We start from the raw sequence: 26,162 nt of genomic DNA, 5'->3' as shown, positions 1-26,162 counted from the left end.
TCAAATAAAAATGAAAAATCTATTTCTAGCTATTACTTTCTTTCTTATTTGTAATTCAAATTACTCGCAAGAAAACAAAAAAGCTCTCAAAACATCAGAGGAAATATATTTGATGATTAAAAATAATGAATACTTAAAGTTATATGAAAAACTTGAAGATAATGTCAAATCAAAGGTTACTCTTGATTATGTAAGGGATTTAGTTAATTCATTAAATAAAACTTTAAAAAATGAATTAATAAATTTTGAAAATTTTAAAACTCAAATAATAACTCCCTTAGGTCAAGAATCTGATTTTGATTATATTATTTATAGATTTCCTTTAAATCAAAAAGATTATTTCGAAACATCTTTTATTTTAAAAAATGATTACTCGAAAATTTTTAGCACCAATATAATTCGAATTGATAGAATGCCTGATGTACAAGTTATATATGGCGCAGAAGGGCAGCAAATTCCAAAAGTTGGAGATGTAATTACAGAAAAAGATTCTCAAACAGATTTTATCAGAAGCATTAAGTATCGAGATTTTAATAATTTAATTATTATAGATTTTAACGATAAACAAGAAAAAATTAGAGAATCGAAATTTCCCTTAAATAATTTAAAATTTAAAAGCATAACTGAATTTTATGCTAATGGTAAAATAAGCTTGAATGCTAGTTATGACAATGGAATTGTAATTGGACAATTTCAAAAATTCTATGAAAATGGTAACATAAAAGAATCTGGAAACTACATCAAGGATATAGAGAAAGATGGAACATGGAATTATTATGATAGCAACGGGATTATAACAAAAACAGAACTATTTGAAAAAGGTGTTCTTATTAAATAAAACTATTATTACGCAATCATCCATCTTTGTCAAAGTTTAAAACTTTGACAAAGATTACTACACTTTAGTTTTTCAAATCGAAAAACAATGCGAAAATCTAAACAAATCTCTATCTTTGAGTAACCCACTTCTTAAATAGAGCGTTATGAAAGATCATAAAAAATACAGCAATAAAACCAAAGCAGCTTTTATCCTGCTGATTGTAATGCTGATAATTTTACTGGGGAATTTCAATACGCTTCGAAATTCTAAAAATGTAAACGACAATATCAACGCCATTTATAAAGATCGATTGGTTGTGGCACATTATATTTTTCAATACTCGAAACAACTTCATTTTATAAAGGCTGAAGCTGAAAAACTGGATTTAAGTGATAATATTAAAAAAAATGAAATCATTCATACTCTAGATATCATTCACAACATTGATGATTTATACGCTAAAACGGTTTTAACCAATAACGAAAAAAGACATTTTGATGCTTTTCTGGGTTCTTGTAAAGAAATCAACAAACAAGCCGAAAACAAAAACTGGAATAAAATAGCTTATTCGAGCGCACAAGCTTTAAAAACTTTAGAATCTTTATCTCAAATTCAAATTAAAGAAGGAAAAGCAAAGCTGGCAAATGCGAATGCAATGTACAGCAAAAACAATAGTTTAGGCCAGCTTCAAATTGCTTTACTTATAATTTTAGGCGGAATTACTTTTTATCTTTTAATTGTAAAGAAAATCAAAAGAAAGGTAAAGATTCCTGAACCTCCTAGTATGAACTAATTATTTAAATTTCCTGTCTTCTTCTTTTATTTGAAGATCATTTATACTGGCATATCTTTTCTGCATTAAACCATTCACGTCAAATTCCCAGTTTTCATTTCCATACGCTCTAAACCAATTTCCATCAACATCTTGATATTCATACTCAAATCGCACTGCAATTCTATTTTCAGTATGCGCCCAGTATTCTTTTTTCAATTTGTAATTTCTCTCTTTTTTCCATTTTTCCGTTAAAAAAGCAACAATTTCATCGCGTCCGTTAACGAATTTGTCTCTGTTTCTCCATTCGCTGTTTATTGTATACGCTTTTGAAACTCTTTCCGGATCCTGGCTGTTCCATGCGTCTTCTGCCAGCTGAATTTTTTCTTTTGCCGTTTCTAAAGTGAAAGGTGGCAACGGTAATTTCTGTTCCATTATTTTAAAATTAAAGTTTGAATTATTTTTTTTGATTGTTCTATTAACTCGTTTGACTTAAATAACTGACTTTCAATTATACAGCTTTCAAATAATAAATAAACATGATCTGATACCAGTTCATCTTTCAAAATATCTCTGAAAAAATTACGCAAGTCGCTTTTATGGCTTTCAATAACACTGAGAATCTTGACATTATCTGGCGGAATCTCTGAAAGTATATTTAGGAAGCTGCAGCCTCGAAAAGTTTCTTTCTGATTCATGTAAATCAAAAACTCAAAGGAGGCTAAAACTTTAGAATTTGAATTTCCTGCATTACTTGTGAATTTTAGTAATTCATTAAACCAAAAGGTATGACGCTGCTCTAAAAATGCCACGCATAAATCCTCTTTTGATTTAAAGTGCTGGTAAAAACTAGCTTTCGCCACTTTAGATTCTTCAATAATCTGATTGATTCCAGTAGCATTATAGCCTTGCTTATGGAATAAAATAAAAGTCTTTTCTAAAATTCGTTCTCTAGGCTGCATCTTCAATAATTTGATATACAAATATAAAAATTATTTCAACATACAGACAAGTCTGTCTATATTAATTTCAAAAAAAAATCCAAAACTCATAAAAAGCTTTGGATTTTCGAATTTTTATATTGAAATTTTCAAGAAATTATCTACTCCATTCAGTAATACTGTCTTTATTCATTTTTACGTAATCTTGATTGTTTGCAGCTTCTGCAGCAGCCAATGAAAGTTTTGCCGTTTCAACAGCACCTTTTTTATCACCTTGTTTTGCCTGGATTAATGATTTTAATCTTGAAACATAATAAGGCTTATCAGTACTCATATCTAATGCTTTATCAACATAGATTTTTGCAGTATCTAGATTTCCATTTGAAGAAAATAAATATTGAGACGCTGCATAATAATCATTCCAAGTTGGTCCGGCCAGCGTTTTTTCGATACTTGCAATTGCATTTTTAGCCGTTGGAACTTCAAATTTTAAAGCAACATGAGAGTTTTCCCAAGCCATTTCTAAATAAGCAAAGTTTTGATCTATACCATTAATTCCAATTGTAAAAGTTTCAACCGGAGTTGGAAGTGCGTTTTCTTTAACGGTAGTTTTTAAAACAACATACGAATCGTTCCAATTTTCAGGTAATCCCCAGTTGTCTGTAGAAAGATAAAAAATAACTTCCCAGCTTTCGATTTTAGGAATGGTATAAATTGCATATTTTCCTTTTTTTAAAGTTTTACCGTCAATTACAACATCGTCACTAAAATTAATAACGGTATTTTCATTTGCTCCGGTTCTCCAAAGTTTACCAAACGGAACCAAGTTTCCAAAAACAGCTCTGCCTCTGGCTCCCGGTCTTGAATAGGTAACTTCAACATCCGTTAAACCCACTGTTTGTTTTATATATGCTTTTGGACTCGCTTGCGGCGTTCTTACTTGTGCTTCAGCTGCTAAAGGTGCCAAAATAATGGCTAATGCAATAAGTATTTTTTTCATTATAGGGTGTTTATTTGTTTTGTTCAAATTTACAAATTCAATTACCTAACAAATGTTAAATTTTACATAATTCAAGCCTTAAGCTGTGATATTTTTTGTGCATTTAATTCGCTAAAATGATTGATAACAATATCCGCTTCTGCTAAATCCTGCAGGTTAGAATGAACACTATTATAACCCACACAGTAAATTCCGGCAGCTTTTGCCGCTTTTACACCATTTGTACTGTCTTCAATAATAATGCATTCCTCTTTTGGCGCAATGGACAAGGAAGCTGCATGAATAAAAATAGCCGGATTTGGTTTAGACTGTGGAAAATCTTCTCCACTTACAATATGAGGAAAATACTGATGCAGGTTAAATCTTGTAAACACTCTTTCAATAGTAACTTTTGAAGCTGAAGAAGCTAAAATTAACTGAATTCCGCTTGCGTAAATGTCCTTAATTAAATCTTCAACGCCATCTAAAAGATACAGATCTTCCTTAGTATCAAAAGCATCATTAAAAATGTTTCTTTTTCTTTGAATCAAATCTTCTACTTCGTGCTCAATTGTTGGAAAAAATCCTTTTAAACTCTGAAAAGTATTTTTCGTCGAAAATCCGGTAAATGAAGTATACATTTCCTCAGGAACTTCAATATTTAATTCTGAAAACTGTTTGTAGTAGGCATAACGATGAACGGGTTCTGTATCTACAATTACGCCGTCCATATCAAAAATTACTGTTTTAATCATTTTTTTTAAGGTGCTAAGGTTCTGAGGGACAAAGGTGCAAAGGTTTTTCTCTGTGAACTGAGACTGAAAACTGTGACTGCCTACTCTTTTTTAAGTAAATAACGAATTACAGTTTCTGCAGCGTGAAGACCAAATAATCCTGGCATGTAGCTGTTTGTTCCGTAGAAAGATTTTTTGAAGTTTTTTCCGTCGGTTAATTTTAAACTCTTTTCGTTTTGGATTTCAGATGAAAAAACAACTTTTAGTTTGTTGATTTTTACGGCTTTTAATCTCTTACGGATTGCTTTTGAGAAATAACAGTTTATAGTTTTAGAAATATCACCCACTTTTACTTTAGAAGCCAGCATCTTTCCTCCTGCTCCCATACTGCTGATGATTTTTACTCTTTTACGTTTTGCTGCAATAATTAAATTCAGTTTTGGAGTAATACTATCGATGCAGTCCAAAACATAATCAAATTCCGGAGAAACGATTTCAAAAGCTCTTTCCGGAGATAAAAATTCCTGAACACGAGTTAGTTTCAATTCAGGATTAATATCTATTAAACGATCGCCTACAATTTTAATTTTTGCTTCTCCAACTGTAGAATGCAAAGCCGGTAATTGTCTGTTAATGTTTGTAATATCTACAACATCTCCGTCAACAATTGTCATGTTTCCCACTCCTGCTCTTGCTAAAAATTCAGCTGCAAACGATCCAACACCGCCTAAACCTACTACTAATACATTTGCATTACGCAAATTTTCTAATCCTTCCTTTGTAAATAAAAGCTCGGCTCTTTCTGTCCACTCTGCCATATATTCTATTTTGTTTTTTTAGTTTTTATTTTTTTTGTTTCAAGTTTCAGGTTTCAGGTTTCAAGTTCTCTGCTGTGAGGCTGAGCGAAGTCGAAGCCCACGCCTAATTGGAGTGCCCTTCGACTTCGCTCAGGGTGACAAACTTATTTCACTTTTTACTATTTACTTTTCACTAATTACTAATCACTTTCTCACAAATACTTCTGCAAAATTACTTGAGATAATACCCTGTAATTCTCTGATTGTAGTATTTTTATATTCTGATGCTAAATCGTAAACCTGCTTAATATTCTCTTCAATCGTATCGGTTTCCAGAAAAAAACGATCGTTTGGAATATTCTGAAAAACGGTTTTTAAATTGGCATTTCTCAATAAATATTTTCCGAAAGAAATATAAAATCCATCTTTAATTAATTGTTCTGCCAACTGATTATTTTTGGAAAAACCGTGAATAATCATCGGAACAGAAATTTTTAATTTCTTTTTAATCGCTGTCACTTCCTGAAAAGCGGCAACGCAATGAATCACGACTGGTTTTTTATATTTTTCAGCTAAAGCCAATTGTTTTTCAAAAACCACAATCTGCTGTTCTAACGGAATTTCAATTCGTTTGTCTAAACCGCATTCGCCTATTGCTAAACAATTTTCGTTTTGCAGTTTATCTTCAATAATTTTCAATTCTAAATCAATTTCATTTTTCTTAATATGCCATGGATGAATTCCGATAGAATAAAACGGAATCGATACATCAAATTCCTGCGGATATTGATTAACCAATTCTAATACATTAGATTGATTTGTAAATTGATGGGTATGAAAATTAAAGAATTCCATTAATGAAATGTTTTCACTCCGGCTTTGATTTCTACTTTTAAATCATTCTCTAACGGAACAAGCGGGCAAGAATATTTATGATTATAAGCACAATACGGGTTGTATGCCTGATTGAAATCTACTGCAATTGTTTTTCCTTTAGGGATTTTTAAATCGATATATCTTCCGCCAATATAACTTTCTTTACCACAGGTTAAATCTGAAAAAGGAAGAAATAAATGGTCTTTGTATTCTTTTTGTTTAGAAAGTTCTATGTTTCTGTAAACGTTCAACTTCATAGGAACACCATTTAAAGTAAAGGATAAAGTTCCGTATTTAATATATTGCGGTGTTCTTGTTCCTGTAGTTTTCATTTCGAAAACTTTTTCGTTGTCCGATTTTTCAAATTTTGCATTCACAAAATACTTTCCATTAATTGGGTAAAAATCTAAAGTTTTAAAAGTCTTTAAATCTTCTTCCATTAACGGACTTGTCTTAGCATCAGCATATTCTGAGTTGATTTGCTTTTGGAATTTTTCAGCTTCACTCTTGCTAAATTTACTTTGGCTGAAGCCAAAACTAAAAGCCAGAAGCAAAATAAGGGCAATAGAATTTTTCATCTTTGGAAATTTTATGCAAAAATAGTTTAAAAGTAACAAAGCAACAACCGTTGTACGTGACAAAGTTTCCTAACTTTGTGGCAAATACAATAATTATAATGCTCAAAACTGCCGCAAACCATTACTTGAATAATTTTAGAGGATTTACAAGAGAAATTTGGATACTTACATTAATCACTTTCATAAATCGTGCAGGTACAATGGTGCTGCCTTTTTTATCAAAATATTTAAATGAAGATTTAGACTTTTCTTTAGATCAGGTAAGCTGGATCATGGTTTCATTTGGTTTAGGTTCTATGCTAGGTTCCTGGCTTGGAGGGAAACTTTCTGATAAAATAGGGTTTTATAAAATAATGGTTTTTAGTTTATTTACCAGCGGAGTATCACTTTTCTTTGTTCAATATATTACATCTTTCTGGGGGCTTTGTATTGCAATGTTTGTATTAATGACAATTGCCGATATGTTTCGTCCTGCAATGTTTGTGTCCTTGGGCGCTTATGCAAAACCAGAAAACAGAACGCGTGCCTTAACTCTTGTTCGTCTTGCTGTAAATTTAGGCTTTGCTGCTGGGCCTGCCCTCGGAGGCTTGATTATTATGGGAATGGGCTATTCTGGTTTGTTTTGGGTTGATGGAGCTTCGTGTATTATTTCGATATCAATTTTTGCTTTATTAGTTAAGGAAAAGAAAAAAGTCGATCATGGTGATAAAACCGAAAGTGTAACAAATGTAAAATCTGTATTTCATGATAAGATATTCTGGGTTTTCTTATTTGTGAGTTTTATTACGGCTATTATTTTCTTTCAGCTTTTCACTACTTTACCTTTATATCATCATAAACAATATGGTTTAAATGAATTTCAAACCGGACTTTTAATGACTTTAAACGGGCTTTTGATTTTTGCTTTAGAAATGCCAACGGTTGGTTTTATGGAAAGAAAAGGTTTTCCAAAAATCAAAATCATCATTATAGGATCATTTGTAATGGCATTGAGTTTCTTTTTATTATTAATTAATGTTTGGGCCGGAATCCTGGTTATCAGCATGATTTGTATTTCGATTGGAGAAATTCTAACCTTCCCTTTTTCGAATGCATTTGCTTTAAGCCGTGCGCCTCGTGGTCAGGAAGGGCGTTATATGGCTTTGTATACCATGAGTTTTAGTTTAGCACATATTTTTAGCACTATGCTAGGTTTTGGAATTGCTGATCATTTTGGTTATCAACAAAACTGGCTTTTTATGGCTTCTATCGGAATCTTGGCTACGCTTTGCTGCCTTTGGATTAGAAAAGCTTTACTTCTGGAGAAAAATAAATAATTTTAACTTTTACACATAAATCATTATAATTCAAATCATTAACTTTGATTTTGAATAGCTTTTCTATGCTTTTAATTCAGCTTTAAACGAAATTTTTAGTTAAATAACTATATTTATAGTTGCGTAACTAAAAAAATAGTTGTAGGTTTGAATTAAAATTAGAAAACATGCAAAAGTTAACCAATAAAGAAGAAGAGATAATGCAGATTTTATGGAAGCTTAAAAAAGCATTCGTAAAAGAAATTCAGGCAGAGATAACGGAAGACCAGCCGCATTATAATACACTTTCGACAATTGTTAGAAATCTGGAAGAAAAAGGTTTTGTGGCACACAATGCTTTTGGAAATACACATCAATATTATCCAATAGTAACTCTCGAAGCGTACAGTAAAAAATATATGAAAACGGCTATTGATAATTATTTCAACAGCTCTTATAAAAACATGGTTTCGTTTTTTGCCAAAGAAGAAAAAATTTCTGCAGATGAATTGCGCGAAATTCTGGCAATGATCGAAAATCCAAAAGACAATAAATAACAGTAAAAAAATAGACGAAGAAAAATGATAGTTATGGAATCAATATTTGTTTATATCGCAAAATCGGCTGGCTTAGTGGCATTATTTTACTGTGCCTATTATTTTTTACTTCGAAAAGAAACTTTTTTTACTAGTAACAGATGGTTTTTACTTACTGGTTTAATTACTTCAGTTCTACTTCCATCTATAGTTTACACTAAAGTTGTTTGGGTAAACCCTACTCCTATTCCAAACTTAAGTTTTTCAGATGCAAATCTTATTCAAAATACTGAAAATAAAGCTTTTGAAATAAACTGGATTTATGTTATACTATCTATTTATTGCATCGGGTTTTTAGTTTTCCTGATAAAATTCGCCATGGATTTTTACAGTTTAAATTATATTTTAAAAGGAAAAAAAGTACATCAGCAGGCTGATTTCAAATTTATTGATACAAACGAAAATATTCCCCCTTTTTCTTATTTCGAATATATCGTATACAACTCATCAATGTATACGCCAACAGAATTAGAAAACATAATTGAACATGAAAAAGTGCACAGCGATCAAAATCATACAGTTGATGTTTTAATATCAAGAGCTTTTTGTATGCTTTTTTGGTTCAATCCTATTATATGGCTTTATAAAAAAGCAATTATCCAGAATTTAGAATTTATTGCCGATAAAGAAGCTGCTAAAAAATTATCAGATAAAAAAGCGTACCAATACACGCTTTTAAAAATAACAACACACAAAAGCTGTGTTGCCATTACCAATCATTTTTATCAATCATTAATCAAAAAACGAATTGTCATGTTAAACAAAAATCAATCAAAAAGAAGAAATTCCTGGAAGTATTATGTTGTAATTCCTGCTCTTGGAGCCTTTGTTTTGCTATTTCAGGTTGAAGTAGTTGCAAAAGAAAAACAACAAATTGTAAAAGAAGTTTCGGGAGAAATTAAATCTGTAGATGTTTACAAAATCAAGAAAAGCTCTACAGATGCTGAATTGGAAAAAATTAAAGAAAATTTAAAAAAACATCACAATGTTGATTTTGAAGTTTCTGATGTAAAAAGAAATACAGATAACTTTTTAACTTCAATCAAAGTTGATATTAAAAATGGAAAACAGCAAGCACAATCTATTCAGGTTGGCGGAGATCATATTATTAAAGATTTTGGAGTAATTGTTATAACAGATGAAAAAGGCCATAAAAACGTTGGCATTCAAACTGATGACGAAGCAAATGCTAAAGTTGTAGTTAGTAAAAAAGTAAGTTTTATAGATGCCGCTGACATCGATAATACTAAAACTGCTGCAGATTCTAAAACTGTAATCAGCAAAAAACTAACCACTAAAATTGACACCAATGTTAACGATAATTCTAATACTAGTACAAAAACTAATAGCAATACTAACACAAATGTTAGTACTACTGTAACAATTGATACTGATAACAGTACTAACACTAAGGTAATTACAGCTACTGACGGTTCGACCATTACAGTTTCGAATCCTGCAAAAACTAATGTCAAACAAGGATTTCAACTTTTAATTGTTGATGGAAAGGAAATGCCAAGTGGTTTTGATTATGAAGGTATTGATCCAAAAGACATTAAATCTGTAAATGTCTATAAAGGAATACACGCAGTGACTAAATATGGAGAAAAAGGTTCAAATGGTGTAATTGAGATAGAAACAAAACATTAATACGTTTCTAATTTTTTAAAAATCTGAAAATGCAAAAACTAACCAACAAAGAAGAAGAAATAATGCACATTTTATGGAAGCTCAAAAAAGCATTTGTAAAAGAGATTCAGGCAGAAATTACGGAAGATCAGCCGCATTATAATACACTTTCAACTATAGTTCGTAATCTTGAAGAAAAAGGTTTTGTGGCGCATAATGCTTTTGGAAACACACATCAATATTATCCGGCCGTAACTCTTGAAGCTTACAGCAAAAAGTACATGAATACAGCCATTGATAATTATTTCAACAGTTCTTATAAAAATATGGTTTCGTTTTTTGCCAAAGAAGAAAAAATCTCGGCAGATGAATTACGCGAAATCCTGGCTATGATTGAAAGTCCAAACGAAAAAAAGTAAACGAAGAAAAAATAAATCATCATGGAAGCACTTTTCATTTTTATCGTCAAATCAAGTGGTTTAATCGCTTTGTTTTATTTTGCATACTTTTTTTTACTGCGAAAAGAAACTTTCTTCAATAGCAGCAGATGGTTTTTACTTGCCGGTTTAATAACATCAATTGTTTTGCCGTTTGTTGTTTACACAAAAGTAGTTTGGATTGATCCGGTTCCCGTTCCAGTTGATTATGCGCCAGCCGCGAACTATCACTACACTCCAAATTATCACCCGCAAATTGCCGAAGAAGAATCTTTTGAAATAAACTGGAATCTGGTTTCATTAGGTATTTACGCACTTGGATTTGCTGCTTTTATGATAAAATTCGGAATAGATTTTTATAGTCTGAATTCGGTTTTAAAAGGAAAAAAGGTAGAACAGCAGGCCGATTTTAAATTTGTAGATGTTAAAGAAAATATTGCTCCATTTTCTTATTTTGATTATATCGTTTACAACTCATCAATGTACAGCGAATCAGAATTAGAAAGTATTTTAGAGCATGAAAAAGTGCACAGCGACCAACATCATACAGTCGATGTGATAATTTCGAGGATTTTCTGCATCTTGTTTTGGTTCAATCCAATTATCTGGCTTTATAAAAAAGCAATTCTTCAAAATTTAGAATTCATTGCAGATAATGAAGCGTCCAAAAAAATATCAGACAAAAAAGCGTATCAATACACGCTTTTAAAAATTACAACACACGAAACTTGTGTTGCCATCACCAATCATTTTTACCAATCATTAATCAAAAAACGAATTGTTATGTTAAACAAAAATCAATCAAAAAAATGGAATTACTGGAAATATTACGCTGTAATTCCAGCACTTGGAGCATTTGTTCTCTTGTTCCAAATTAAAACAATTGCGCAGGAGAAAAAAGAACTTAAAGAAAAGACCGAAAAGGCTGCTTTGGCCTCTATAATTCAAGATGGAGAAGTTTATAAAATCACAAAATCAACTACAGATCAGGAATTAAAAGATTTAAGTGCAAAACTAAAATCGGAACATAATGTTGATTTGGAAATTTCTAATGTTAAGAGAAACAGTGAAAATGAACTAATAGCTATTAAAATTAGAGTTATTAAAGAAAGTGGTAAAGTGCAGGTTATTGAAATGAACAGTACTAAAGCCTTAAAAGACTGTAGTATTGTAATTGATAAAGATGACGAAGGCACAAAAAGCGTAAGCTTGGTTACTGATGATCAAATAGATCATCCGGTAGTAATTCAAAATCGTGATGTTGTAGTAAGAAACTTCGAATCTGATGTTACTCCGGAAGATCGTTCTTCACCGGTTCCTCCTACAGCTCCAGTTGCTCCAATGGCTCCGGTTTTTCCTGCGGGACCAATGCCTCCAGCACCAGCTATTGATATGTCTAAAATGCCAAAACCACCAGTTGCTCCGGCAAGTCCAAAAGATAAAGTGGCCTGGGCTAAATTTGAAAAAGAAATGGCTGAGTTTGAAAAAAAGATGGAAGCTTTTGAACCAGATCTTTCTGCTTACGAAAAACAAGTTGATGCTATTATGGCTCAGCGAGAAGCCATTTTTGAGAAACAAATGGAGAAGTACGAAATTGCAATGGAGAAATTCAATTTTGATATGGATAAATTCAGTCAGGATGTAGAAATTAAATATGGCAGAGATTCTAAAGAATATGAAAGAAGCGTAAAGCAGTATGAAAATGATATGAGACAGCATCAGTTTGACATGAAACAACATGAAAAAGATATGAAGCAGTTTGAAAAAGACATGAAACAACGTGAAAAAGAATTGAAAAAATGGGAAAAAGAGAACAATAAAAAGTCTTAAAGATCCCTTCAATAGATTGAAAACCAGTGTACAAAACACTGGTTTTTTAATATAATTAAATATCGAATACATTAAAAATAATCAAAAATGAAAAAAGCATTTTCAGTTTTATTTATACTATTGTTTATTTCCTGCTTTGCGCAACAAAAATCAAGTTCATTTACAGAAAAAGAAATTCTAGCCTTCATGGACAAGAATGCTAAAGTTTTACTCGAAAATTCTAAAGCAAATTCAGTGTCTATAGGAGTTATAAAAGATGGTAAAACGTATACAAAACATTACGGAGAAATAGACAAAGGAAAAGAAAATCAAGCCAATAACAATACCGTTTTTGAAGTAGCTTCGATAACCAAATTATTCACTGGATTATTAGTTGCTCAGGCAGTTGTCGAAGGAAAAATAAATCCTGAAGATGATATTCGAAAATATTTGACAGGTCCTTATCCAAATTTAGAATATAATGGAACTCCAATAAAAATTAAGGATTTAGTTTCGTTTAGAACCGGCTTCAATAAAGATTTACCTGATACTTCAGAATTAAGAAAAAAGCAGACAGACAGCAGCTATATCGCTTTCAAAAAAACAGATGATGAATATTCAAGAACCAAATTCTTCGAAGATTTAAAAACTATGAAATTAGATACGCTGCCGGGAACAAAGTTTAAATACAGTAACGGTAGTCTACAATTAGCTGCACACATTTTAGAGAATGTTTATCATAAAAATTATGAAACGTTATTGAAGGAAAATATTCTTTCAAAATTAAACATGAATTCAACTTATCTAACTTTAGATAAATCTGTTCTTATTGCTAATGGGTATAATGGCAAAAAATTAATGCCAAATATTTCAGATAATTTGTGGGGTGCTGCCGGATATTTAAAATCTACTTTAAGTGATTTACTCAAATTCCATGCATATGAGTTAAGTACAAAAAATAAAATTGTGGCAGAATCTCAAAGAAATCTTTTAAATTCTGATACAAGCTGGAATGGTTATTTTTGGGATGGAATTGAAGTTGACAATTTTGGCAGAAACTGCTGGAAACATGGAGGAGCTTTTGGAACACAAAATATGTTTTTAGTTTATCCTGAAATTGGTTTAGGAATTTCTATTATTGTAAACATCAGTAATGAAAACACAGGAAATGCACTAGGAAATGCAATTGTAAAATTATCTGAAGATTTGATTTCTAAACCAGAAAACAAAAAAGAATTGTATGGTTACACATTAACGAAAGACAATGTAATTTTCACTTATGAGCATTATAAATCGCTTAATACTGATTTAGTAAAAAGTGTTTCAATTGCCGGAACTTTTAACAATTGGAACCCAAATGATAATAAGTATCAAATGATTCGAAAAAATAAAAACACGTTTGAACTTACGGTTCCGAAAAGTCAGTTCGAAAAAGATAAAACCCAAATGTTCAAATTTGTGATAAACAAAACAGGCTGGGCAAAAACGCCAAAAAATGCTTTAAATACTGAAGAAGGAGAAAACAAAAACCTGATCCTGAAGATCGAATAAATTAATTAATGTTTTGAAGCTAAAAAAGACTTTGTGAGTAACAAAGTCTTTTTTTATATCTTTGAAAAAACAAATCTGCCATGTATAAAATTTTAGCCAAACTAAATAAAATTCTACTGCCTAGTTTTACTAAACAAGGTCTGGATATTTCAAAAGCAAAAAAATGGCAAATGGCGATCATTGGCTATCGCGCATATGTTACTAAACGAGCTTTAGGATAATCAATTAAAAATACTTTTGTTTTAGACAGCAGAAATAATTGATTTTATTTTCTGCAATATTATATTTATGAAAAATAAAGAATTTAACCTTCCTCCTGTTCCGGCAGTTTTATTGGCAATTATAAGTGTACAATGCGGGGCTGCGATTGCAAAAACACTTTTTCCTGCAATTGGAGCTGCGGGAACGGCATCTATACGTATTGGTGTTTCGGCATTAATTTTATTATTGGCCTACAGACCAAATTTAAAAGCAATAACTCCTGCGCAATGGAAAATTGTAATCCCGTATGGTTTGTCATTAGGTGCAATGAATTTGATTTTTTATTTTGCTATTGAAAGAATTCCAATTGGTCTGGCTGTAACTTTAGAGTTTATGGGACCACTATTGGTTGCTATTATAGGCTCAAAACGTTTAATCGATTATTGTTGGGTTTTACTGGCCGCAATGGGAATTGTTTTAATTGCTCCATGGACAAATGCTCGTTTAGATGTTTTAGGAGTTGTATTCGCTCTCTTGGCCGGTGCGCTTTGGGCGGCATACATAGTTTTAGGTGGGAAAATTTCAAAAATAATGAATGGAGGTCAGGCCGTTTCAACCGGAATGTTATTTGCTGCAATCCTGATTTTGCCTTTCGGATTCCTTGAAAATGGATTAGTGAACTTAACTCCAAAACTTTTCGGAATGGGTGTTGCGCTTGCTCTTTTATCTAGTGCAATTCCGTTTACTTTAGAAATGAAAGCTTTAGGTCAGCTTCCTCCGCGTACATTTAGTATTTTAATGAGTTTAGAGCCTGCAGCTGCTTCTATTTGCGGATTTATCTTTCTACAGGAAAACTTAAGCTTTTATGAAATATTAGCCGTATTGTGTGTTGTAATTGCGTCTGCTGGAAGTACCTTGACCGCGAAGAAATAAAAAAGCCCTGCATATCTGCAAGGCTTCTTCATTGTAGGCATTCTATTTTTGGAGGTCTTTAATTATTTTTTAGGCAGTAATACAGCATCAACAACATGAATCACTCCATTTGATTGGTTCACGTCTGCAATTGTTACTTTAGATTTATTACCATTTTCGTCAGTAACATACAAATCTTTTCCTTTCATCCAAGCCGTAAGAGTCCCGCCGCTTACTGTTTTAAGAGTAGCTTTTCCGTTTCCTGCTTTTATAGCTTCTGCAATATCAGGCGCATTCATTTTTCCTGCAACAACATGATAGGTCAAGATCGTTTGCAGTGTTTTTAAATTTTCAGGTTTTAATAATGACTCAACAGTTCCCTTTGGCAATTTATCAAAAGCAGCATTTGTTGGAGCAAAAACAGTAAATGGTCCTGCACTTTGCAATGTTTCAACTAATCCTGCAGCTTTTACAGCAGCAACAAGAGTGGTATGATCTTTTGAATTAACGGCATTCTCGATAATATTTTTGTTTGGATACATCGCCGCACCGCCTACCATTACTGATTTTTGAGCAAAAGATGTAAATCCGAATGATAAGGCTAAAATGGCGGCGGCTAAAAATTTTCTAGTTTTCATAATTTATATTTTAAGTTATAAGCTCATTTACGTTGATATATTCGTTTTGGTTTTGATCAAAAATTTATTTTATCAAAATTCAAATTGAAATAGGCATAAAATTTATTGCTATAGCCTATAAATCATTAGATTGTTATCAAAAAAAAATCAATAAAAAATTAATTTTATTAACATTTAATTATTATTTTTAGAAATAAAACAATTCATTATGCAAAATTTACCTAAAAAAGTAAGAAGTAAAAAATTGAGCTCACGAGTAGATTTAACTGCAATGGTCAGCGTTTCTTTTTTGCTGATTATATTCTTTATACTCGTTGGTGAATTGTCTAAACCAAGAGTCATGGAATATTATAACGCAGAAGACAGAAGAGGTTGTTGTGAGTGTCCTCCACCTCATTATGGAGAAAACAGATCAATAACTATAGTGTTAGGTGAAAATAACAAATTGATATATTACATGGGCATTTTGAGTTCTCCGATAGTTTCTCCAAAAGAAATTAAATACGGTAAAGAGGGAATTCGTCAGGAATTGCTAAAAAGAAATAAAAGTGTGCTCGAATATTCAGCAGCTTTAGGAAAACCCGGAAGAGGAATTACTGTCATTATAAAACCTAGTAAAAAATCTAACTTTAAAAATTTGATTGATATTTTAGATGAAATGGCAATTGCTAATATTGAAACCTATGCAATCATACCTGAGTTTACTCCAGAAGAATCTAAATTATTGGCTTCAAATTAATTCTTTTTAACTTAAATCTAGATCTATGAAAAATCTTCCTCAGAAAATAAGAAGCAAAAAGTTAAATTCAAGAGTTGATTTGACTGCAATGGTCAGTGTTTCATTTTTACTAATTATCTTTTTTATGCTTGTTGGTGAATTGTCTAAGCCAAAAGCATTGGATTTAAGTATGCCGGAAAGGCACTGCGATGATAAATTTGACTGTGTTATAACTTGTGGCACCGATACACGTCGTATTATAACCGTTTTATTAGATGATAATAATAAAATAATTACTTATTCAGGCCTTTTATTTAATCCTTTAGAAGATCCAAAAAAAGTAAGTTATGGGAATAACGGAATTCGTAAAATACTACTTGAAAAAAGCAACACAATTCGAGAACATTCTGCTGCAATAGGAAAACCAAAATATGGTCCCATCGTAATTATAAAGCCAAGTAAAAAATGTAATTTCAAGAATTTGGTCGATATTTTAGATGAAATGGCAATTGCAAAAATTGACACCTACGCAATCGTGCCTGAATACACTCCAGAAGAATCAAAATTATTAGCTTCTAAATAAATACTCTAATTATGGAAAATCTCCCTAAAAAAATCAGAAGTAAAAAATTAAGCATAAAAGTGGATTTAACTGCAATGGTCAGCGTTTCATTTTTGCTGATTATATTTTTTATGGTGACAATTGAGTTAGCGAAGCCGAAAATGATGGAATATGAATATGGATATCGCGGAGGTTGTGGTCCTGAACCTGAATGTAACAAACCAGATGAAAACCGTATTCTAACTGTCTTATTGGATGATAATAATAAAATGATTACATATATGGGTTTATTATACTCTCCTATCCAAAACCCTAAAGAGGTGCAATATGGAAAAGAAGGAATAAGAAAGGAATTAATATCTATAAATAAAAAAGTCCATGAATATTCAGCCAGTATGGGAAGGCCGGAAATTGGTGTTACAGTTATTATTAAACCAAGCAAAAACTCTAATTATGGCAACTTAGTTGATATTCTTGATGAGATAAAAATAACGGGAATAAACTCTTATGCAATTGTGGATTATTATACTCTGGAAGAAACAAAATTATTAGCAATTAAATAAAGTTTATAATTCTGTAAAAACCTGAAACCTGAAACAAATAAAACCTTAAAAAAACACATACAAAAAAGTCCCACAGTAATGTGGGACTTTCTATTTATATAAAACTAAGAATTATTTTTTCTCAGTTTTTTCCATTTTAGCTTTTAATGCAGCTAATACATCATTGTTATCTCCTAAAGTTGCAGCTGGTGCATTAGTAGTAGATGCAGATGAAGTATTTTCAGTTGCAGCTTTCACGTTTTTCTCTTCTTCTTCACGGAAGATAGCAGTGTGAGAAGCAACTACTCTTTTGAATTCTTTATTGAATTCAATTACTTTGAAATCAGCAGTATCACCTTTTTTCAATTTCTTTCCGTCTTCTTTTTCAAGGTGACGAGTTGGAATGAAAGCAACGATATCATCTCCGAATTCTACAGTAGCTCCTTTGTCAACGATTTCAGAAATCTCACCATTGTGGATAGTTCCTACAGCGAAAGAATCTTCGTATTGATCCCAAGGATTAGCAGTAGTTTGTTTGTGACCTAAAGATAATTTACGTCCTTCAACATCTAATTCTAATACCACTACATCAAGTTTCTCACCAACATTTACAAATTCAGATGGGTGTTTGATTTTCTTAGTCCAAGATAAGTCAGAGATGTAAATTAATCCATCAATTCCTTCTTCTAATTCTACGAAAATACCAAAGTTTGTAAAGTTTCTAACGATACCTGTATGTTTAGAACCTACTGGGTATTTAGAAGTAATGTCAGTCCATGGATCTTGAGTCAATTGTTTGATACCTAATGACATTTTACGGTCATCTCTATCTAAAGTTAAGATAACAGCCTCAACAACATCTCCAACTTTTACGAAATCCTGAGCAGAACGTAAATGAGTTGACCATGACATTTCAGAAACGTGGATTAAACCTTCAACACCTTCAGCAACTTCGATGAAAGCACCGTAATCAGCGATTACAACTACTTTACCTTTTACTTTATCACCAATAGTTAAATTAGCATCTAAAGCATCCCATGGGTGAGCGTTTAATTGTTTCAATCCTAATTGAATTCTTGTTTTCTCATCATCGAAATCAAGGATTACAACGTTTAATTTTTGGTCTAATTCAAGAACTTCACTTGGGTGGTTGATTCTGCTCCAAGAAAGGTCAGTAATGTGAATTAATCCATCAACACCACCTAAGTCAATAAACACACCATAAGAAGTAATGTTTTTAACAACACCTTCTAATACTTGTCCTTTTTGTAATTGACCGATGATTTCTTTTTTCTGTACTTCGATATCAGCTTCAATAAGCGCTTTATGAGATACAACAACGTTTTTGAATTCGTGGTTAATTTTTACCACTTTGAATTCCATCATTTTGTTTACATATACATCGTAGTCTCTAATTGGCTTAACATCAATTTGAGAACCAGGTAAGAAAGCTTCAATTCCAAAAACGTCAACGATCATACCACCTTTAGTTCTGCATTTTACAAAACCATTAACGATTTCTCCTGTTTCGTTTGCAGAAATAACTCTATCCCATGATTTAATAGTACGTGCTTTTCTGTGAGATAATACTAATTGACCTGTTTTGTCCTCACGGATGTCGATTAATACTTCTACTTTGTCACCAACTTTTAAGTTCGGGTTGTAACGGAATTCGTTTAAAGAAATAACACCTTCCGATTTTGCGTTGATATCAACGATAACGTCTCTATCTGTAATTCTAACAACTACACCTTCAACTACTTCTTCTTGATCTGTAGCGATAAAAGTTTTTGAAACTAGTTCTTCGAATTCTTGTAAGTTTTTCTCATCTACTGCATCAATTCCTTCTTGGAAGTTATGCCAGTTAAAATTTGCTAAAAACTCTTCTTGTGATTTTAATTGTTCAGACATGCTGATAAAAAATTTGTATTCTGTTTTCCTCGAGTTTCATAAAGCAGTAGAAAAAACAGAAGTTGTTTTACATAAATAGTTGATACCTAAAGGAAACTCTTCTTTGCCAAAAGGTTTGCAAAATTACTACAAATATTTGTAATAGCAAAACAATTCTAAATGATTATCAGGCAATTGTTCAGGAGCAGACGATTTCGGGTTTTTCAAGACCTTTAGTCCCGCTTTCACTCCTATCTTTTATGGTGAACCCCACCATAAAAGGATATCCGTTCTATCGGGGCTAGATAAGAACCGATATCAGTTTTTAAGAACCTTTTATTCAAGTTAAGAATAAAAAACAGCCTTTTAAATCCTGTCAGTTTACTATGCGCAACTATCTTTGTCAAAATTTAAAACTTAGACAAAGACCTTATGTTGTTTTAATTTTCTCTTCAATAAAAGAAATTATTCTCTGAAAATTTTCTTCACCAACTTCAATTTCTGCCAATATATAAGGATGATAATCTTTAGTGATTAAAATCAAATTCTTTTCTTCAATTAAATATTTTTTGAAATCTTTCCAATCAATACTTCTAAAATGATTGCCGTCACTAGTAATTAATGACTTATCTGTGAAGTCGAAAACAAAATTTTTAAAATCATTATTAATTTCAACTTCTTTAATTTTAGCAACATCAAACTTTTTATAACTTGCTTTTATTTTAAAGTAATAATAGACAAAAGGAAGCAAATTTGATAAACCTAAAATAAGCAGACCAAAACCAAATAGATTTGGTCGATTACAAATCATCACGCCTCCAACAAATATTAAAAGTGCACCGAAATATTGTGAATTCTTATAGTATGATATTTTTCTTTTCCAAGCCAAATCAAACAACAAATCCATTTGCTTGTTGTAAATATCTTTATCAAAAGCCAATTCAAACCTCATTATTCTCTACTTCTTTTAATCCAAAACAATCCTCCCAAAATCGAAACTGGCGCAAAAACAAAAATGGCCAACAATTGCGTCCAGGAACTACCACCTGATTTAAAAAGCGAAAAAGTCGCAAAACCAGCCAAAATAATAAATAGCACATAATTGACTTTCAGGTTTTTAGTTTTTGCAATCAATTGAGTCACAAGTCCGCTGATGAACGAAAAAACAGTTCCGTAAACAAATGTCAAAGCCATAAATAACTTCGAAGCCTCTTCATGTGGATTCACTTCTGAGAATTTAAATAAAAGCACAGAACTAATCACAAAAATGGCGTAACCAAAAATAATTCCTAAAATTTGTCTAGTCATAATCTTAAAACTTTTAAATCAAAAATAACTTTTAAAAAGAATAATATCAATCTAAATTAAGTTCAAATAACTTCGGATTTTCAAATTTACTTTCATCTAATTGAAAATCTTTATCATAAAATTTCCAAGGCGAATTAGCAAAAAAATACATTTTGTTTTTAACCAAAGTTGCTAATGCGGGTTCATTAAATTCCTTTCTATTATTATCTAAAACCTTAAAATCAGTTATTTTAGTTTCAGTTTCATTCAAATTATAACGTACAATCCGAATTGGCACTACTCCATTTTGAATCGCAATTAACGAATTCTTATAAAAAACCAATCCGTCAATTCCTTTTCTAGAAGCTTCTTCCGGAAAATCCAGCCAGTTTCCTTTTTGCGACTTTACATCAATTGAAATAATTCCTTTCAAATAATCAGCTGCAAACAATTTTGATTCATTTGTATTCAAAGCGATTCCCTGCAGATTAAAAGCTTCTTTTCTTAAATCTTTCCAAACAACTAAATTCTCTTTTTCAATTTTATAAAGAATCGGTTCAGCACTATCTGAAATATAGACATCATTATTTTTGGTTACAATTAAATCTCCAAAAACATGATTCCCATCAATAGTATAACGTTTGACCAATTTTTTAGTGGCAATTTCAATTTTAAAAATTTCGCTTTTTCCATCCATTTCTTTAGCAAAACCTTTCATTTCAGTAATCGCAGAGCAGGCAACCCATAAATATTTTTCCTTCGAATCTGCCTTTAAAGCAAAAACTGAATACAAACAATCTGTAAACCAATCTGAACATTTACCATTTTCATCAGAAGAAACAATCTTTTTATTCCGAATACTTGATGACAGCCAGAGTTTTTGTTTCTGTAAATAAAGCAACCCTTCCGGATGAAGATCTTTTTCAGAAAGCCTTATTTTCTCAACAGAAGTTTCAATTGTTTTTGATTGTAAAACTTTTAATTCCAGTAAATTTTTAAAATTTTTCCCATTTTTAATAGATTCAAAATCAGCATCATCTTCAAAAGCAATACTATTATTTGCCAGAACAATCTTTTTTAAAACCGATAAAGCCTCTTCACTTTTACTATTTAAAGAATAAGCTGATGCCAAATTATAAGTATATGCAGGATGCGTTGGCCGAATACTATCAAGCTCTTTCGCTAATTTTAAAAACAAAACATAATCTTTGTTTTTATAAGCTTCAACACTTTGATTATACAAGGCTTTCGTCTGGGCAAAACCAGAAATTCCAATCAAAAGCAAAACAAATAATTTAAGTTTCAGCATCATTAAAGTCTTAAAAATGAAGTACTAAGTTATGGCTTTTATTTAAAACAGAATATTCTGTAAAACAACAAACCCGACAGGTTAAAAAAACTGTCGGGCTTACTTATATAATTCCTCATTATTAAAGTTCAAAACTTGAATAAAGTTTTATAATATTTAATGACTCAAATTCTCTAATTCTTTCGGATCATGTTTGTGTTTAAATAGAACAGCAAAAGCAATCGCAATAACCAACGCATAAGCTGCAAATGATAACCAGATCGTATGCCAGTCTTTCATTAAAATTGGATTACTGAAAATTCCTTCTGCAGAAACCGAATTTCCCTGACTCTTTACAAATTCTAACATTTTAGGATTTGTAGTTTCAGTTTGCAGAAACCCAGACAACTCAATCGTATTATGAAATGATTTAGTAAAAAAACGATCAATTGCCCAGCCAGAAGTTAAACTTCCTAAAACAGCTCCTACCCCATTAGTCATCATCATAAATAATCCTTGTGCTGATGAACGAATTTTAGAATCGGTATTGCTTTCTACGAATAATGACCCTGAAATATTAAAGAAGTCAAATGCCATTCCGTAAACAATACAAGACATAATAATCATCCATAATCCGCCAACAGGATCTCCAAAAGCAAATAACCCGAAACGCAATACCCAAGCCAACATAGAAATCAGCATAACTTGCTTGATTCCAAAACGTCTTAAGAAAAACGGAATCGCTAAAATAAATAAGGTTTCAGAAACCTGAGAAATCGACATAATAATAGTCGAATATTTAATTACGAAAGAATCTGCATATTTTGGAAAATGTTTGAATTCATCTAAAAATACATCTCCATAAGCGTTTGTCAATTGCAAAGCTCCTCCTAAAAACATAGAGAATACAAAAAACAATGCCATTTTGTAGTTTCCAAATAATTTAAAAGCTTCAAGACCTAATGTTTCAACGACTGAAGCGTTTTCTTTTGTCAAACGTTGTGGCTCACATTTTGGCAATGTAAACGCATAAACCCCAAGAATTAAAGCACCAATTCCAGCAATATAAAACTGATATTCAGTTGCTTTACTGCCACTCAAATTTGTGATCCACATAGCAACAATAAAACCTATTGTTCCCCAAACACGAATTGGCGGAAAATCTTTTACAATATTCTTATTATTAAGCTTTAGCGAAGTATAAGAAATAGAATTACTTAAAGCAATTGTTGGCATATAGCAGCACATAGCAATCAGCATTACAGCAATAAAAGTATCCGGTGTAGTAACCTGTGCAATTCCAAACAAAACTACCGCATAAGCAATATGTAAAAAACCATAAAGTTTTTCAGCATTTACCCATCTGTCGGCAATAATCCCGGTTAATGTAGGCATGAATAAAGAAGCAATTCCCATGGTTCCAAATACTAAACCAAATTGAGTTCCTTCCCAATTTTTGGTTCCAAACCAATAATTTCCAATTGTAATAAGCCAGGCTCCCCAAACAAAAAACTGAAGAAAGCTCATTACGATTAACCTATTTTTAATTCCCATATAATGAAATTGTCTTTTTAATAAAAATGAAGTCGTAAAACTACCATTAAAAATAATATCTACAAAAAATTAATCTATTTTAACAACATCATTTACTAATTCTAAAACAGCCGTAAATTGTTCTTCTTTATTTAAGTAAGAATTATCAATCTCAATCGCATCATCTGCAATTACCAGAGGAGAATCTTCGCGGTGTGTATCTATGTAATCTCTTTCCATAACATTTTTTAAAACATCTTCGTAAGATACATTATCTCCTTTTTGCTGCAATTCATCAAAACGTCTCTGCGCACGGGTCTCGGCACTGGCAGTCATAAATATTTTAAGTTCGGCATTTGGAAAAACTACAGTTCCAATATCTCTGCCATCCATTACAATTGCTTTATTGGTACCCATTTCTTGTTGCTGCTCAACCAATTTAGCACGCACTTCAGAAACTTCGGCTACTTTGCTTACATAATTAGAAACCTCAATAGTTCTAATTTGTTTTTCAACGTTTTCGCCATTCAAATACATTTCTGCAAAACCTACATCAGCATTAAATCTAAATTCTAACTGAATATTTGGTAACGTCTGAATCAAAGTTTCTTTATTAAAAAAATCAGTTCCTATAAACTTATTCTTCATCGCAAAATAGGCCACGGCACGATACATTGCGCCAGTATCAACATATATATATTCAAGTTCTTTTGCCAATTGTTTTGCTAAAGTACTTTTCCCTGTTGATGAAAACCCGTCGATAGCAATTGTAATTTTTTTCAATTTTTTATGTTTTAATTTTTATTCTCTAAATAATACGATATGTGACTATCAAACAGTCAAAAAATATAACTGCAAATGTAACATCTTTCTCTGTAAGTTGAATGCTTCAAACAGCAATAACAATATCAATTTGTAACGTTTTTAATATCTGTTATCTTATTCAAAAAAAAACTATTATTAAAGAAAGTTATATTGCTTTCCTTAATAATAGTGTATTGTTGAGATGCTTGTAAATAATATTTTTTAATAATAAATATCTAAAAGAATGTTCGATTTAGAACTATCAATTATCTTTTCTATACGTTTAAAAAATTGCTCACTAACCATCGGGCATCCTTTACTGCGGCTGATGTAATAGTTTTGTTCTTCGGCAGGAACTGCAGAATAAGAGTGTAATACAATCGCTCTTTTTAAAGCATTATCATTAGTTTCATCTAACCCCATTAATCTATATGCTTTCCCGAAAATGCCTTTGTAATTTTTGCCTATTGCATATCTGCCAAGTGCTGTGCAGTTTGAGTTAGGCTCATTACTAAATTTAAGCATTCCGTTAATACCTGTTTCAGAACCAGAACCGTGCGCTACAAGACCTTGATCGATAATTTCATTTTTCTCTAAATCATAAACAAAAAAACGATTTTTTCCTGAAGGTACTTTCATATCAACTAAAAATGCAATTTTAGAATTGTATTTGTGATCGATATTCATCATGCTTCTAATTTCGCCTACCCTGCTGTTGATTCTTTCGATTTCTAAACTGGTTATAGAAGATTCTTCTTTGAAGTAGTGTTTTGATCCCGTAAAAACGCCTACAGTCATAAACAAAAATAAACTGAATAATTTCATATAAATTACTGAAGATTTAGAATTAAACCAAAAAGACTTGTATTTCCTGCCAATGTATATCTAGAGTACGAATAGTTAAACTTTAACTTATTCATCTTTAATCCAAAACCTAATGAAATTCCCGAAAAATTACGCTGTTCTTCGACACGTAATTCTTCTCCTCTTCTAAAATTATAGCCTAAACGCAGATTTACTGCTTTTTTAGGGAAGAGCTCTACACCAAAAATAACATGCCTCAAGGCATTATTTACAAATGAAACTTTCTCACCGCTAGTTGATCCATCAATATTGGTTTCTCCGCGAACGGGATTCGAAAAAGAGATATTCCATTGCTGCAAATTCTCTAAAGTAAGATGCCAGCGAATAGGAACATGCTCTAATTCCTGCGAAATTCCAGCAGAGATTTCAAACGGCAAATTTTCCTGTATTCCGGAATACGTTCTAAATTGTGTACCTATATTACGAAATACCAGCGCATAATTTAAATCATTTTTTTCATCAATATATAATAAACCTATATCTACTGCACCTCCAATCGAATTATAACTTTCTAATGTCGAAGTTATTAACTTCGCACTAGCTCCAATATGAAGATCTGTAAAAGGAACATTATAAGCATATCCAAATGACAATGCACCTTCATTTCCTGTAAAATCTGATGTAGCCTGACCGTTTTCGTCGTAACCTTCAAAAGATCCGTAGTTTATGTAATTAACTCCGGCATAGAAAGTCTGCACATGACGGTCGTAAGTATAAGCATAGGAAGCACTTCCATAAGAAGCTTCTCCATAATAATTTCCATAATTCAAAGCTAAGTGGTTGTCCATATCTGCGTTTAAAACGGCTGGGTTGGACATAGCCTGGTTAACATCTTCGTCATATATCGTAATCACTTTTCCACCTAGCGCTGCCTGACGCGGAGATGCTGTTAAATTTAGAAATTGATAGGTGTAACGCCCTCCAATTTGCCCGAACGAAACCGAACAAAGTAGTAACATTAAAAATAAAACATAGTGTTTTGGCATTTGCTTTTGTGGCGTTCCTATATGGGAATAACGCAAATACAAATATAAAATTATATAACACCAAAAATAAAATTAAACTCTAAATAAATTCCAATAAAAAAAATCCAAATTCCAAACCATCAT

Annotated in this window: 29 protein-coding genes; 13 read left to right on the top strand and 16 right to left on the bottom strand. The window is 31.6% G+C overall.

Annotated elements, in window-relative coordinates; translation table 11 throughout:
- The first annotated feature begins 10 nt into the window (after positions 1-10).
- Positions 11-838 carry a toxin-antitoxin system YwqK family antitoxin gene (locus ASD98_RS22395; RefSeq protein WP_056209117.1) on the top strand — a complete coding sequence of 276 codons (828 nt, stop codon included), beginning with the start codon at positions 11-13 and terminating at the stop codon, positions 836-838.
- 145 nt (positions 839-983) lie between these two features.
- Positions 984-1,613, top strand: coding sequence for an MCP four helix bundle domain-containing protein (locus tag ASD98_RS22390; protein ID WP_056209115.1), 630 nt, complete (start codon positions 984-986; stop codon positions 1,611-1,613).
- Here ASD98_RS22390 and ASD98_RS22385 read toward each other — a convergent pair whose 3' ends face one another.
- The 7 genes from ASD98_RS22385 to ASD98_RS22355 form a co-directional block, all read right to left on the bottom strand.
- Positions 1,614-2,027, bottom strand: coding sequence for a nuclear transport factor 2 family protein (locus ASD98_RS22385; RefSeq protein ID WP_199866319.1), 414 nt, complete (start codon positions 2,025-2,027; stop codon positions 1,614-1,616).
- Entirely contained in the window at positions 2,027-2,554 is a 528-nt protein-coding gene (locus tag ASD98_RS22380; protein WP_056209108.1) for a TetR/AcrR family transcriptional regulator, read from the bottom strand. The genes ASD98_RS22385 and ASD98_RS22380 overlap by 1 nt, the downstream gene beginning before the upstream one ends.
- Before the next feature lie 136 nt (positions 2,555-2,690).
- The gene (locus ASD98_RS22375) at positions 2,691-3,533 is read right to left on the bottom strand and encodes a DUF2911 domain-containing protein (RefSeq protein WP_056209106.1); all 843 of its coding nucleotides are present in this window, start codon (positions 3,531-3,533) and stop codon (positions 2,691-2,693) included.
- Positions 3,534-3,604: 71 nt separating this feature from the next.
- Entirely contained in the window at positions 3,605-4,267 is a 663-nt protein-coding gene (locus ASD98_RS22370) for an HAD family phosphatase (RefSeq protein WP_056209103.1), read from the bottom strand.
- A gap of 80 nt (positions 4,268-4,347) precedes the next feature.
- Positions 4,348-5,064, bottom strand: a complete 717-nt coding sequence (locus tag ASD98_RS22365; RefSeq protein ID WP_056209101.1) for a ThiF family adenylyltransferase — start codon at positions 5,062-5,064, stop codon at positions 4,348-4,350.
- Between the two features lie 183 nt (positions 5,065-5,247).
- Complete coding sequence (locus ASD98_RS22360) at positions 5,248-5,898, bottom strand: TatD family hydrolase (protein WP_056209098.1); 651 nt, start codon at positions 5,896-5,898, stop codon at positions 5,248-5,250.
- Positions 5,898-6,497, bottom strand: coding sequence for a DUF1684 domain-containing protein (locus ASD98_RS22355; RefSeq protein WP_056209095.1), 600 nt, complete (start codon positions 6,495-6,497; stop codon positions 5,898-5,900). Before ASD98_RS22355 ends, ASD98_RS22360 begins: the two co-directional genes overlap by 1 nt.
- Positions 6,498-6,595: 98 nt before the next feature.
- Between ASD98_RS22355 and ASD98_RS22350 the strand changes: the two genes are divergently transcribed.
- The 8 genes from ASD98_RS22350 to ASD98_RS22315 all read left to right on the top strand — a co-directional run bounded on the left by ASD98_RS22350 (position 6,596) and on the right by ASD98_RS22315 (position 14,948).
- Positions 6,596-7,813, top strand: coding sequence for an MFS transporter (locus ASD98_RS22350; protein ID WP_056209093.1), 1,218 nt, complete (start codon positions 6,596-6,598; stop codon positions 7,811-7,813).
- 167 nt (positions 7,814-7,980) lie between these two features.
- Positions 7,981-8,349: a BlaI/MecI/CopY family transcriptional regulator gene (locus ASD98_RS22345; protein WP_056209090.1), complete on the top strand. Its 369-nt coding sequence runs from the start codon at positions 7,981-7,983 to the stop codon at positions 8,347-8,349.
- Positions 8,350-8,382: 33 nt separating this feature from the next.
- Positions 8,383-10,038 carry a M56 family metallopeptidase gene (locus ASD98_RS22340; protein WP_056209088.1) on the top strand — a complete coding sequence of 552 codons (1,656 nt, stop codon included), beginning with the start codon at positions 8,383-8,385 and terminating at the stop codon, positions 10,036-10,038.
- A 29-nt stretch (positions 10,039-10,067) separates the two neighbouring features.
- The gene (locus tag ASD98_RS22335; RefSeq protein ID WP_056209086.1) at positions 10,068-10,436 is read left to right on the top strand and encodes a BlaI/MecI/CopY family transcriptional regulator; all 369 of its coding nucleotides are present in this window, start codon (positions 10,068-10,070) and stop codon (positions 10,434-10,436) included.
- Between the two features lie 21 nt (positions 10,437-10,457).
- Positions 10,458-12,284, top strand: a complete 1,827-nt coding sequence (locus tag ASD98_RS22330) for a M56 family metallopeptidase (RefSeq protein ID WP_056209082.1) — start codon at positions 10,458-10,460, stop codon at positions 12,282-12,284.
- A gap of 87 nt (positions 12,285-12,371) precedes the next feature.
- The gene (locus ASD98_RS22325; protein ID WP_082577918.1) at positions 12,372-13,814 is read left to right on the top strand and encodes a serine hydrolase; all 1,443 of its coding nucleotides are present in this window, start codon (positions 12,372-12,374) and stop codon (positions 13,812-13,814) included.
- Positions 13,815-13,894: 80 nt separating this feature from the next.
- Positions 13,895-14,035, top strand: coding sequence for a hypothetical protein (locus tag ASD98_RS22320; protein WP_056209078.1), 141 nt, complete (start codon positions 13,895-13,897; stop codon positions 14,033-14,035).
- 67 nt (positions 14,036-14,102) lie between these two features.
- Positions 14,103-14,948 (top strand): DMT family transporter, encoded by an 846-nt coding sequence (locus ASD98_RS22315; protein WP_056209073.1) that lies wholly within the window; start codon positions 14,103-14,105, stop codon positions 14,946-14,948.
- A 62-nt stretch (positions 14,949-15,010) separates the two neighbouring features.
- Here the strand turns inward: ASD98_RS22315 and ASD98_RS22310 are convergent, their stop codons facing one another.
- A complete protein-coding gene (locus ASD98_RS22310; protein ID WP_056209070.1) occupies positions 15,011-15,565 on the bottom strand; it encodes a fasciclin domain-containing protein in 555 nt (184 codons plus the stop codon).
- Positions 15,566-15,773: 208 nt separating this feature from the next.
- Here ASD98_RS22310 and ASD98_RS22305 point away from each other — a divergent pair, with 208 nt between their 5' ends.
- From ASD98_RS22305 to ASD98_RS22295, 3 genes are read left to right on the top strand one after another with little or no spacing between them, the layout of a single operon-like run.
- Positions 15,774-16,304, top strand: a complete 531-nt coding sequence (locus tag ASD98_RS22305) for a biopolymer transporter ExbD (RefSeq protein WP_056209068.1) — start codon at positions 15,774-15,776, stop codon at positions 16,302-16,304.
- Positions 16,305-16,329: 25 nt separating this feature from the next.
- Positions 16,330-16,866 (top strand): biopolymer transporter ExbD, encoded by a 537-nt coding sequence (locus ASD98_RS22300; RefSeq protein ID WP_056209065.1) that lies wholly within the window; start codon positions 16,330-16,332, stop codon positions 16,864-16,866.
- 11 nt (positions 16,867-16,877) lie between these two features.
- The gene (locus ASD98_RS22295; RefSeq protein ID WP_056209063.1) at positions 16,878-17,408 is read left to right on the top strand and encodes a biopolymer transporter ExbD; all 531 of its coding nucleotides are present in this window, start codon (positions 16,878-16,880) and stop codon (positions 17,406-17,408) included.
- A gap of 111 nt (positions 17,409-17,519) precedes the next feature.
- Here the strand turns inward: ASD98_RS22295 and rpsA are convergent, their stop codons facing one another.
- The 8 genes from rpsA to porQ form a co-directional block, all read right to left on the bottom strand.
- Positions 17,520-19,298, bottom strand: a complete 1,779-nt coding sequence (rpsA, locus tag ASD98_RS22290) for a 30S ribosomal protein S1 (protein WP_056209059.1) — start codon at positions 19,296-19,298, stop codon at positions 17,520-17,522.
- Positions 19,299-19,707: 409 nt separating this feature from the next.
- Entirely contained in the window at positions 19,708-20,229 is a 522-nt protein-coding gene (locus ASD98_RS22285; RefSeq protein WP_056209056.1) for a hypothetical protein, read from the bottom strand.
- Positions 20,229-20,585, bottom strand: coding sequence for a hypothetical protein (locus ASD98_RS22280; protein ID WP_056209053.1), 357 nt, complete (start codon positions 20,583-20,585; stop codon positions 20,229-20,231). The genes ASD98_RS22285 and ASD98_RS22280 overlap by 1 nt, the downstream gene beginning before the upstream one ends.
- A gap of 46 nt (positions 20,586-20,631) precedes the next feature.
- Positions 20,632-21,876, bottom strand: a complete 1,245-nt coding sequence (locus ASD98_RS22275; RefSeq protein ID WP_128414879.1) for a M48 family metallopeptidase — start codon at positions 21,874-21,876, stop codon at positions 20,632-20,634.
- 153 nt (positions 21,877-22,029) lie between these two features.
- The gene (locus tag ASD98_RS22270; RefSeq protein WP_056209048.1) at positions 22,030-23,406 is read right to left on the bottom strand and encodes a nucleoside permease; all 1,377 of its coding nucleotides are present in this window, start codon (positions 23,404-23,406) and stop codon (positions 22,030-22,032) included.
- Positions 23,407-23,475: 69 nt separating this feature from the next.
- Positions 23,476-24,168: a (d)CMP kinase gene (cmk, locus tag ASD98_RS22265; protein WP_056209045.1), complete on the bottom strand. Its 693-nt coding sequence runs from the start codon at positions 24,166-24,168 to the stop codon at positions 23,476-23,478.
- A gap of 243 nt (positions 24,169-24,411) precedes the next feature.
- On the bottom strand, positions 24,412-25,014 hold the full coding sequence (locus ASD98_RS22260) for a murein L,D-transpeptidase catalytic domain-containing protein (protein WP_056209042.1): 603 nt from the start codon (positions 25,012-25,014) through the stop codon (positions 24,412-24,414).
- 5 nt (positions 25,015-25,019) lie between these two features.
- Positions 25,020-26,039, bottom strand: a complete 1,020-nt coding sequence (porQ, locus tag ASD98_RS22255; RefSeq protein ID WP_056209040.1) for a type IX secretion system protein PorQ — start codon at positions 26,037-26,039, stop codon at positions 25,020-25,022.
- Positions 26,040-26,162 lie beyond the last annotated feature (123 nt).

This window comes from Flavobacterium sp. Root186 (genome assembly GCF_001428525.1).
Taxonomy (GTDB): domain Bacteria; phylum Bacteroidota; class Bacteroidia; order Flavobacteriales; family Flavobacteriaceae; genus Flavobacterium.
Note: the sequence above shows the minus strand (reverse complement) of the source record. Positions and strands in the feature narration are given on the sequence as shown.

What these genes read in the sequence shown, in the direction of transcription:
- ASD98_RS22395 (WP_056209117.1), top strand. Translation starts at nt 11, where the DNA reads ATGAAAAATCTATTTCTAGCTATTACTTTCTTTCTTATTTGTAATTCA.
- ASD98_RS22390 (WP_056209115.1), top strand. Translation starts at nt 984, where the DNA reads ATGAAAGATCATAAAAAATACAGCAATAAAACCAAAGCAGCTTTTATC.
- ASD98_RS22385 (WP_199866319.1), bottom strand. Translation starts at nt 2,027, where the DNA reads ATGGAACAGAAATTACCGTTGCCACCTTTCACTTTAGAAACGGCAAAA.
- ASD98_RS22380 (WP_056209108.1), bottom strand. Translation starts at nt 2,554, where the DNA reads ATGCAGCCTAGAGAACGAATTTTAGAAAAGACTTTTATTTTATTCCAT.
- ASD98_RS22375 (WP_056209106.1), bottom strand. Translation starts at nt 3,533, where the DNA reads ATGAAAAAAATACTTATTGCATTAGCCATTATTTTGGCACCTTTAGCA.
- ASD98_RS22370 (WP_056209103.1), bottom strand. Translation starts at nt 4,267, where the DNA reads ATGATTAAAACAGTAATTTTTGATATGGACGGCGTAATTGTAGATACA.
- ASD98_RS22365 (WP_056209101.1), bottom strand. Translation starts at nt 5,064, where the DNA reads ATGGCAGAGTGGACAGAAAGAGCCGAGCTTTTATTTACAAAGGAAGGA.
- ASD98_RS22360 (WP_056209098.1), bottom strand. Translation starts at nt 5,898, where the DNA reads ATGGAATTCTTTAATTTTCATACCCATCAATTTACAAATCAATCTAAT.
- ASD98_RS22355 (WP_056209095.1), bottom strand. Translation starts at nt 6,497, where the DNA reads ATGAAAAATTCTATTGCCCTTATTTTGCTTCTGGCTTTTAGTTTTGGC.
- ASD98_RS22350 (WP_056209093.1), top strand. Translation starts at nt 6,596, where the DNA reads ATGCTCAAAACTGCCGCAAACCATTACTTGAATAATTTTAGAGGATTT.
- ASD98_RS22345 (WP_056209090.1), top strand. Translation starts at nt 7,981, where the DNA reads ATGCAAAAGTTAACCAATAAAGAAGAAGAGATAATGCAGATTTTATGG.
- ASD98_RS22340 (WP_056209088.1), top strand. Translation starts at nt 8,383, where the DNA reads ATGGAATCAATATTTGTTTATATCGCAAAATCGGCTGGCTTAGTGGCA.
- ASD98_RS22335 (WP_056209086.1), top strand. Translation starts at nt 10,068, where the DNA reads ATGCAAAAACTAACCAACAAAGAAGAAGAAATAATGCACATTTTATGG.
- ASD98_RS22330 (WP_056209082.1), top strand. Translation starts at nt 10,458, where the DNA reads ATGGAAGCACTTTTCATTTTTATCGTCAAATCAAGTGGTTTAATCGCT.
- ASD98_RS22325 (WP_082577918.1), top strand. Translation starts at nt 12,372, where the DNA reads ATGAAAAAAGCATTTTCAGTTTTATTTATACTATTGTTTATTTCCTGC.
- ASD98_RS22320 (WP_056209078.1), top strand. Translation starts at nt 13,895, where the DNA reads ATGTATAAAATTTTAGCCAAACTAAATAAAATTCTACTGCCTAGTTTT.
- ASD98_RS22315 (WP_056209073.1), top strand. Translation starts at nt 14,103, where the DNA reads ATGAAAAATAAAGAATTTAACCTTCCTCCTGTTCCGGCAGTTTTATTG.
- ASD98_RS22310 (WP_056209070.1), bottom strand. Translation starts at nt 15,565, where the DNA reads ATGAAAACTAGAAAATTTTTAGCCGCCGCCATTTTAGCCTTATCATTC.
- ASD98_RS22305 (WP_056209068.1), top strand. Translation starts at nt 15,774, where the DNA reads ATGCAAAATTTACCTAAAAAAGTAAGAAGTAAAAAATTGAGCTCACGA.
- ASD98_RS22300 (WP_056209065.1), top strand. Translation starts at nt 16,330, where the DNA reads ATGAAAAATCTTCCTCAGAAAATAAGAAGCAAAAAGTTAAATTCAAGA.
- ASD98_RS22295 (WP_056209063.1), top strand. Translation starts at nt 16,878, where the DNA reads ATGGAAAATCTCCCTAAAAAAATCAGAAGTAAAAAATTAAGCATAAAA.
- rpsA (WP_056209059.1), bottom strand. Translation starts at nt 19,298, where the DNA reads ATGTCTGAACAATTAAAATCACAAGAAGAGTTTTTAGCAAATTTTAAC.
- ASD98_RS22285 (WP_056209056.1), bottom strand. Translation starts at nt 20,229, where the DNA reads ATGAGGTTTGAATTGGCTTTTGATAAAGATATTTACAACAAGCAAATG.
- ASD98_RS22280 (WP_056209053.1), bottom strand. Translation starts at nt 20,585, where the DNA reads ATGACTAGACAAATTTTAGGAATTATTTTTGGTTACGCCATTTTTGTG.
- ASD98_RS22275 (WP_128414879.1), bottom strand. Translation starts at nt 21,876, where the DNA reads ATGATGCTGAAACTTAAATTATTTGTTTTGCTTTTGATTGGAATTTCT.
- ASD98_RS22270 (WP_056209048.1), bottom strand. Translation starts at nt 23,406, where the DNA reads ATGGGAATTAAAAATAGGTTAATCGTAATGAGCTTTCTTCAGTTTTTT.
- ASD98_RS22260 (WP_056209042.1), bottom strand. Translation starts at nt 25,014, where the DNA reads ATGAAATTATTCAGTTTATTTTTGTTTATGACTGTAGGCGTTTTTACG.
- porQ (WP_056209040.1), bottom strand. Translation starts at nt 26,039, where the DNA reads ATGCCAAAACACTATGTTTTATTTTTAATGTTACTACTTTGTTCGGTT.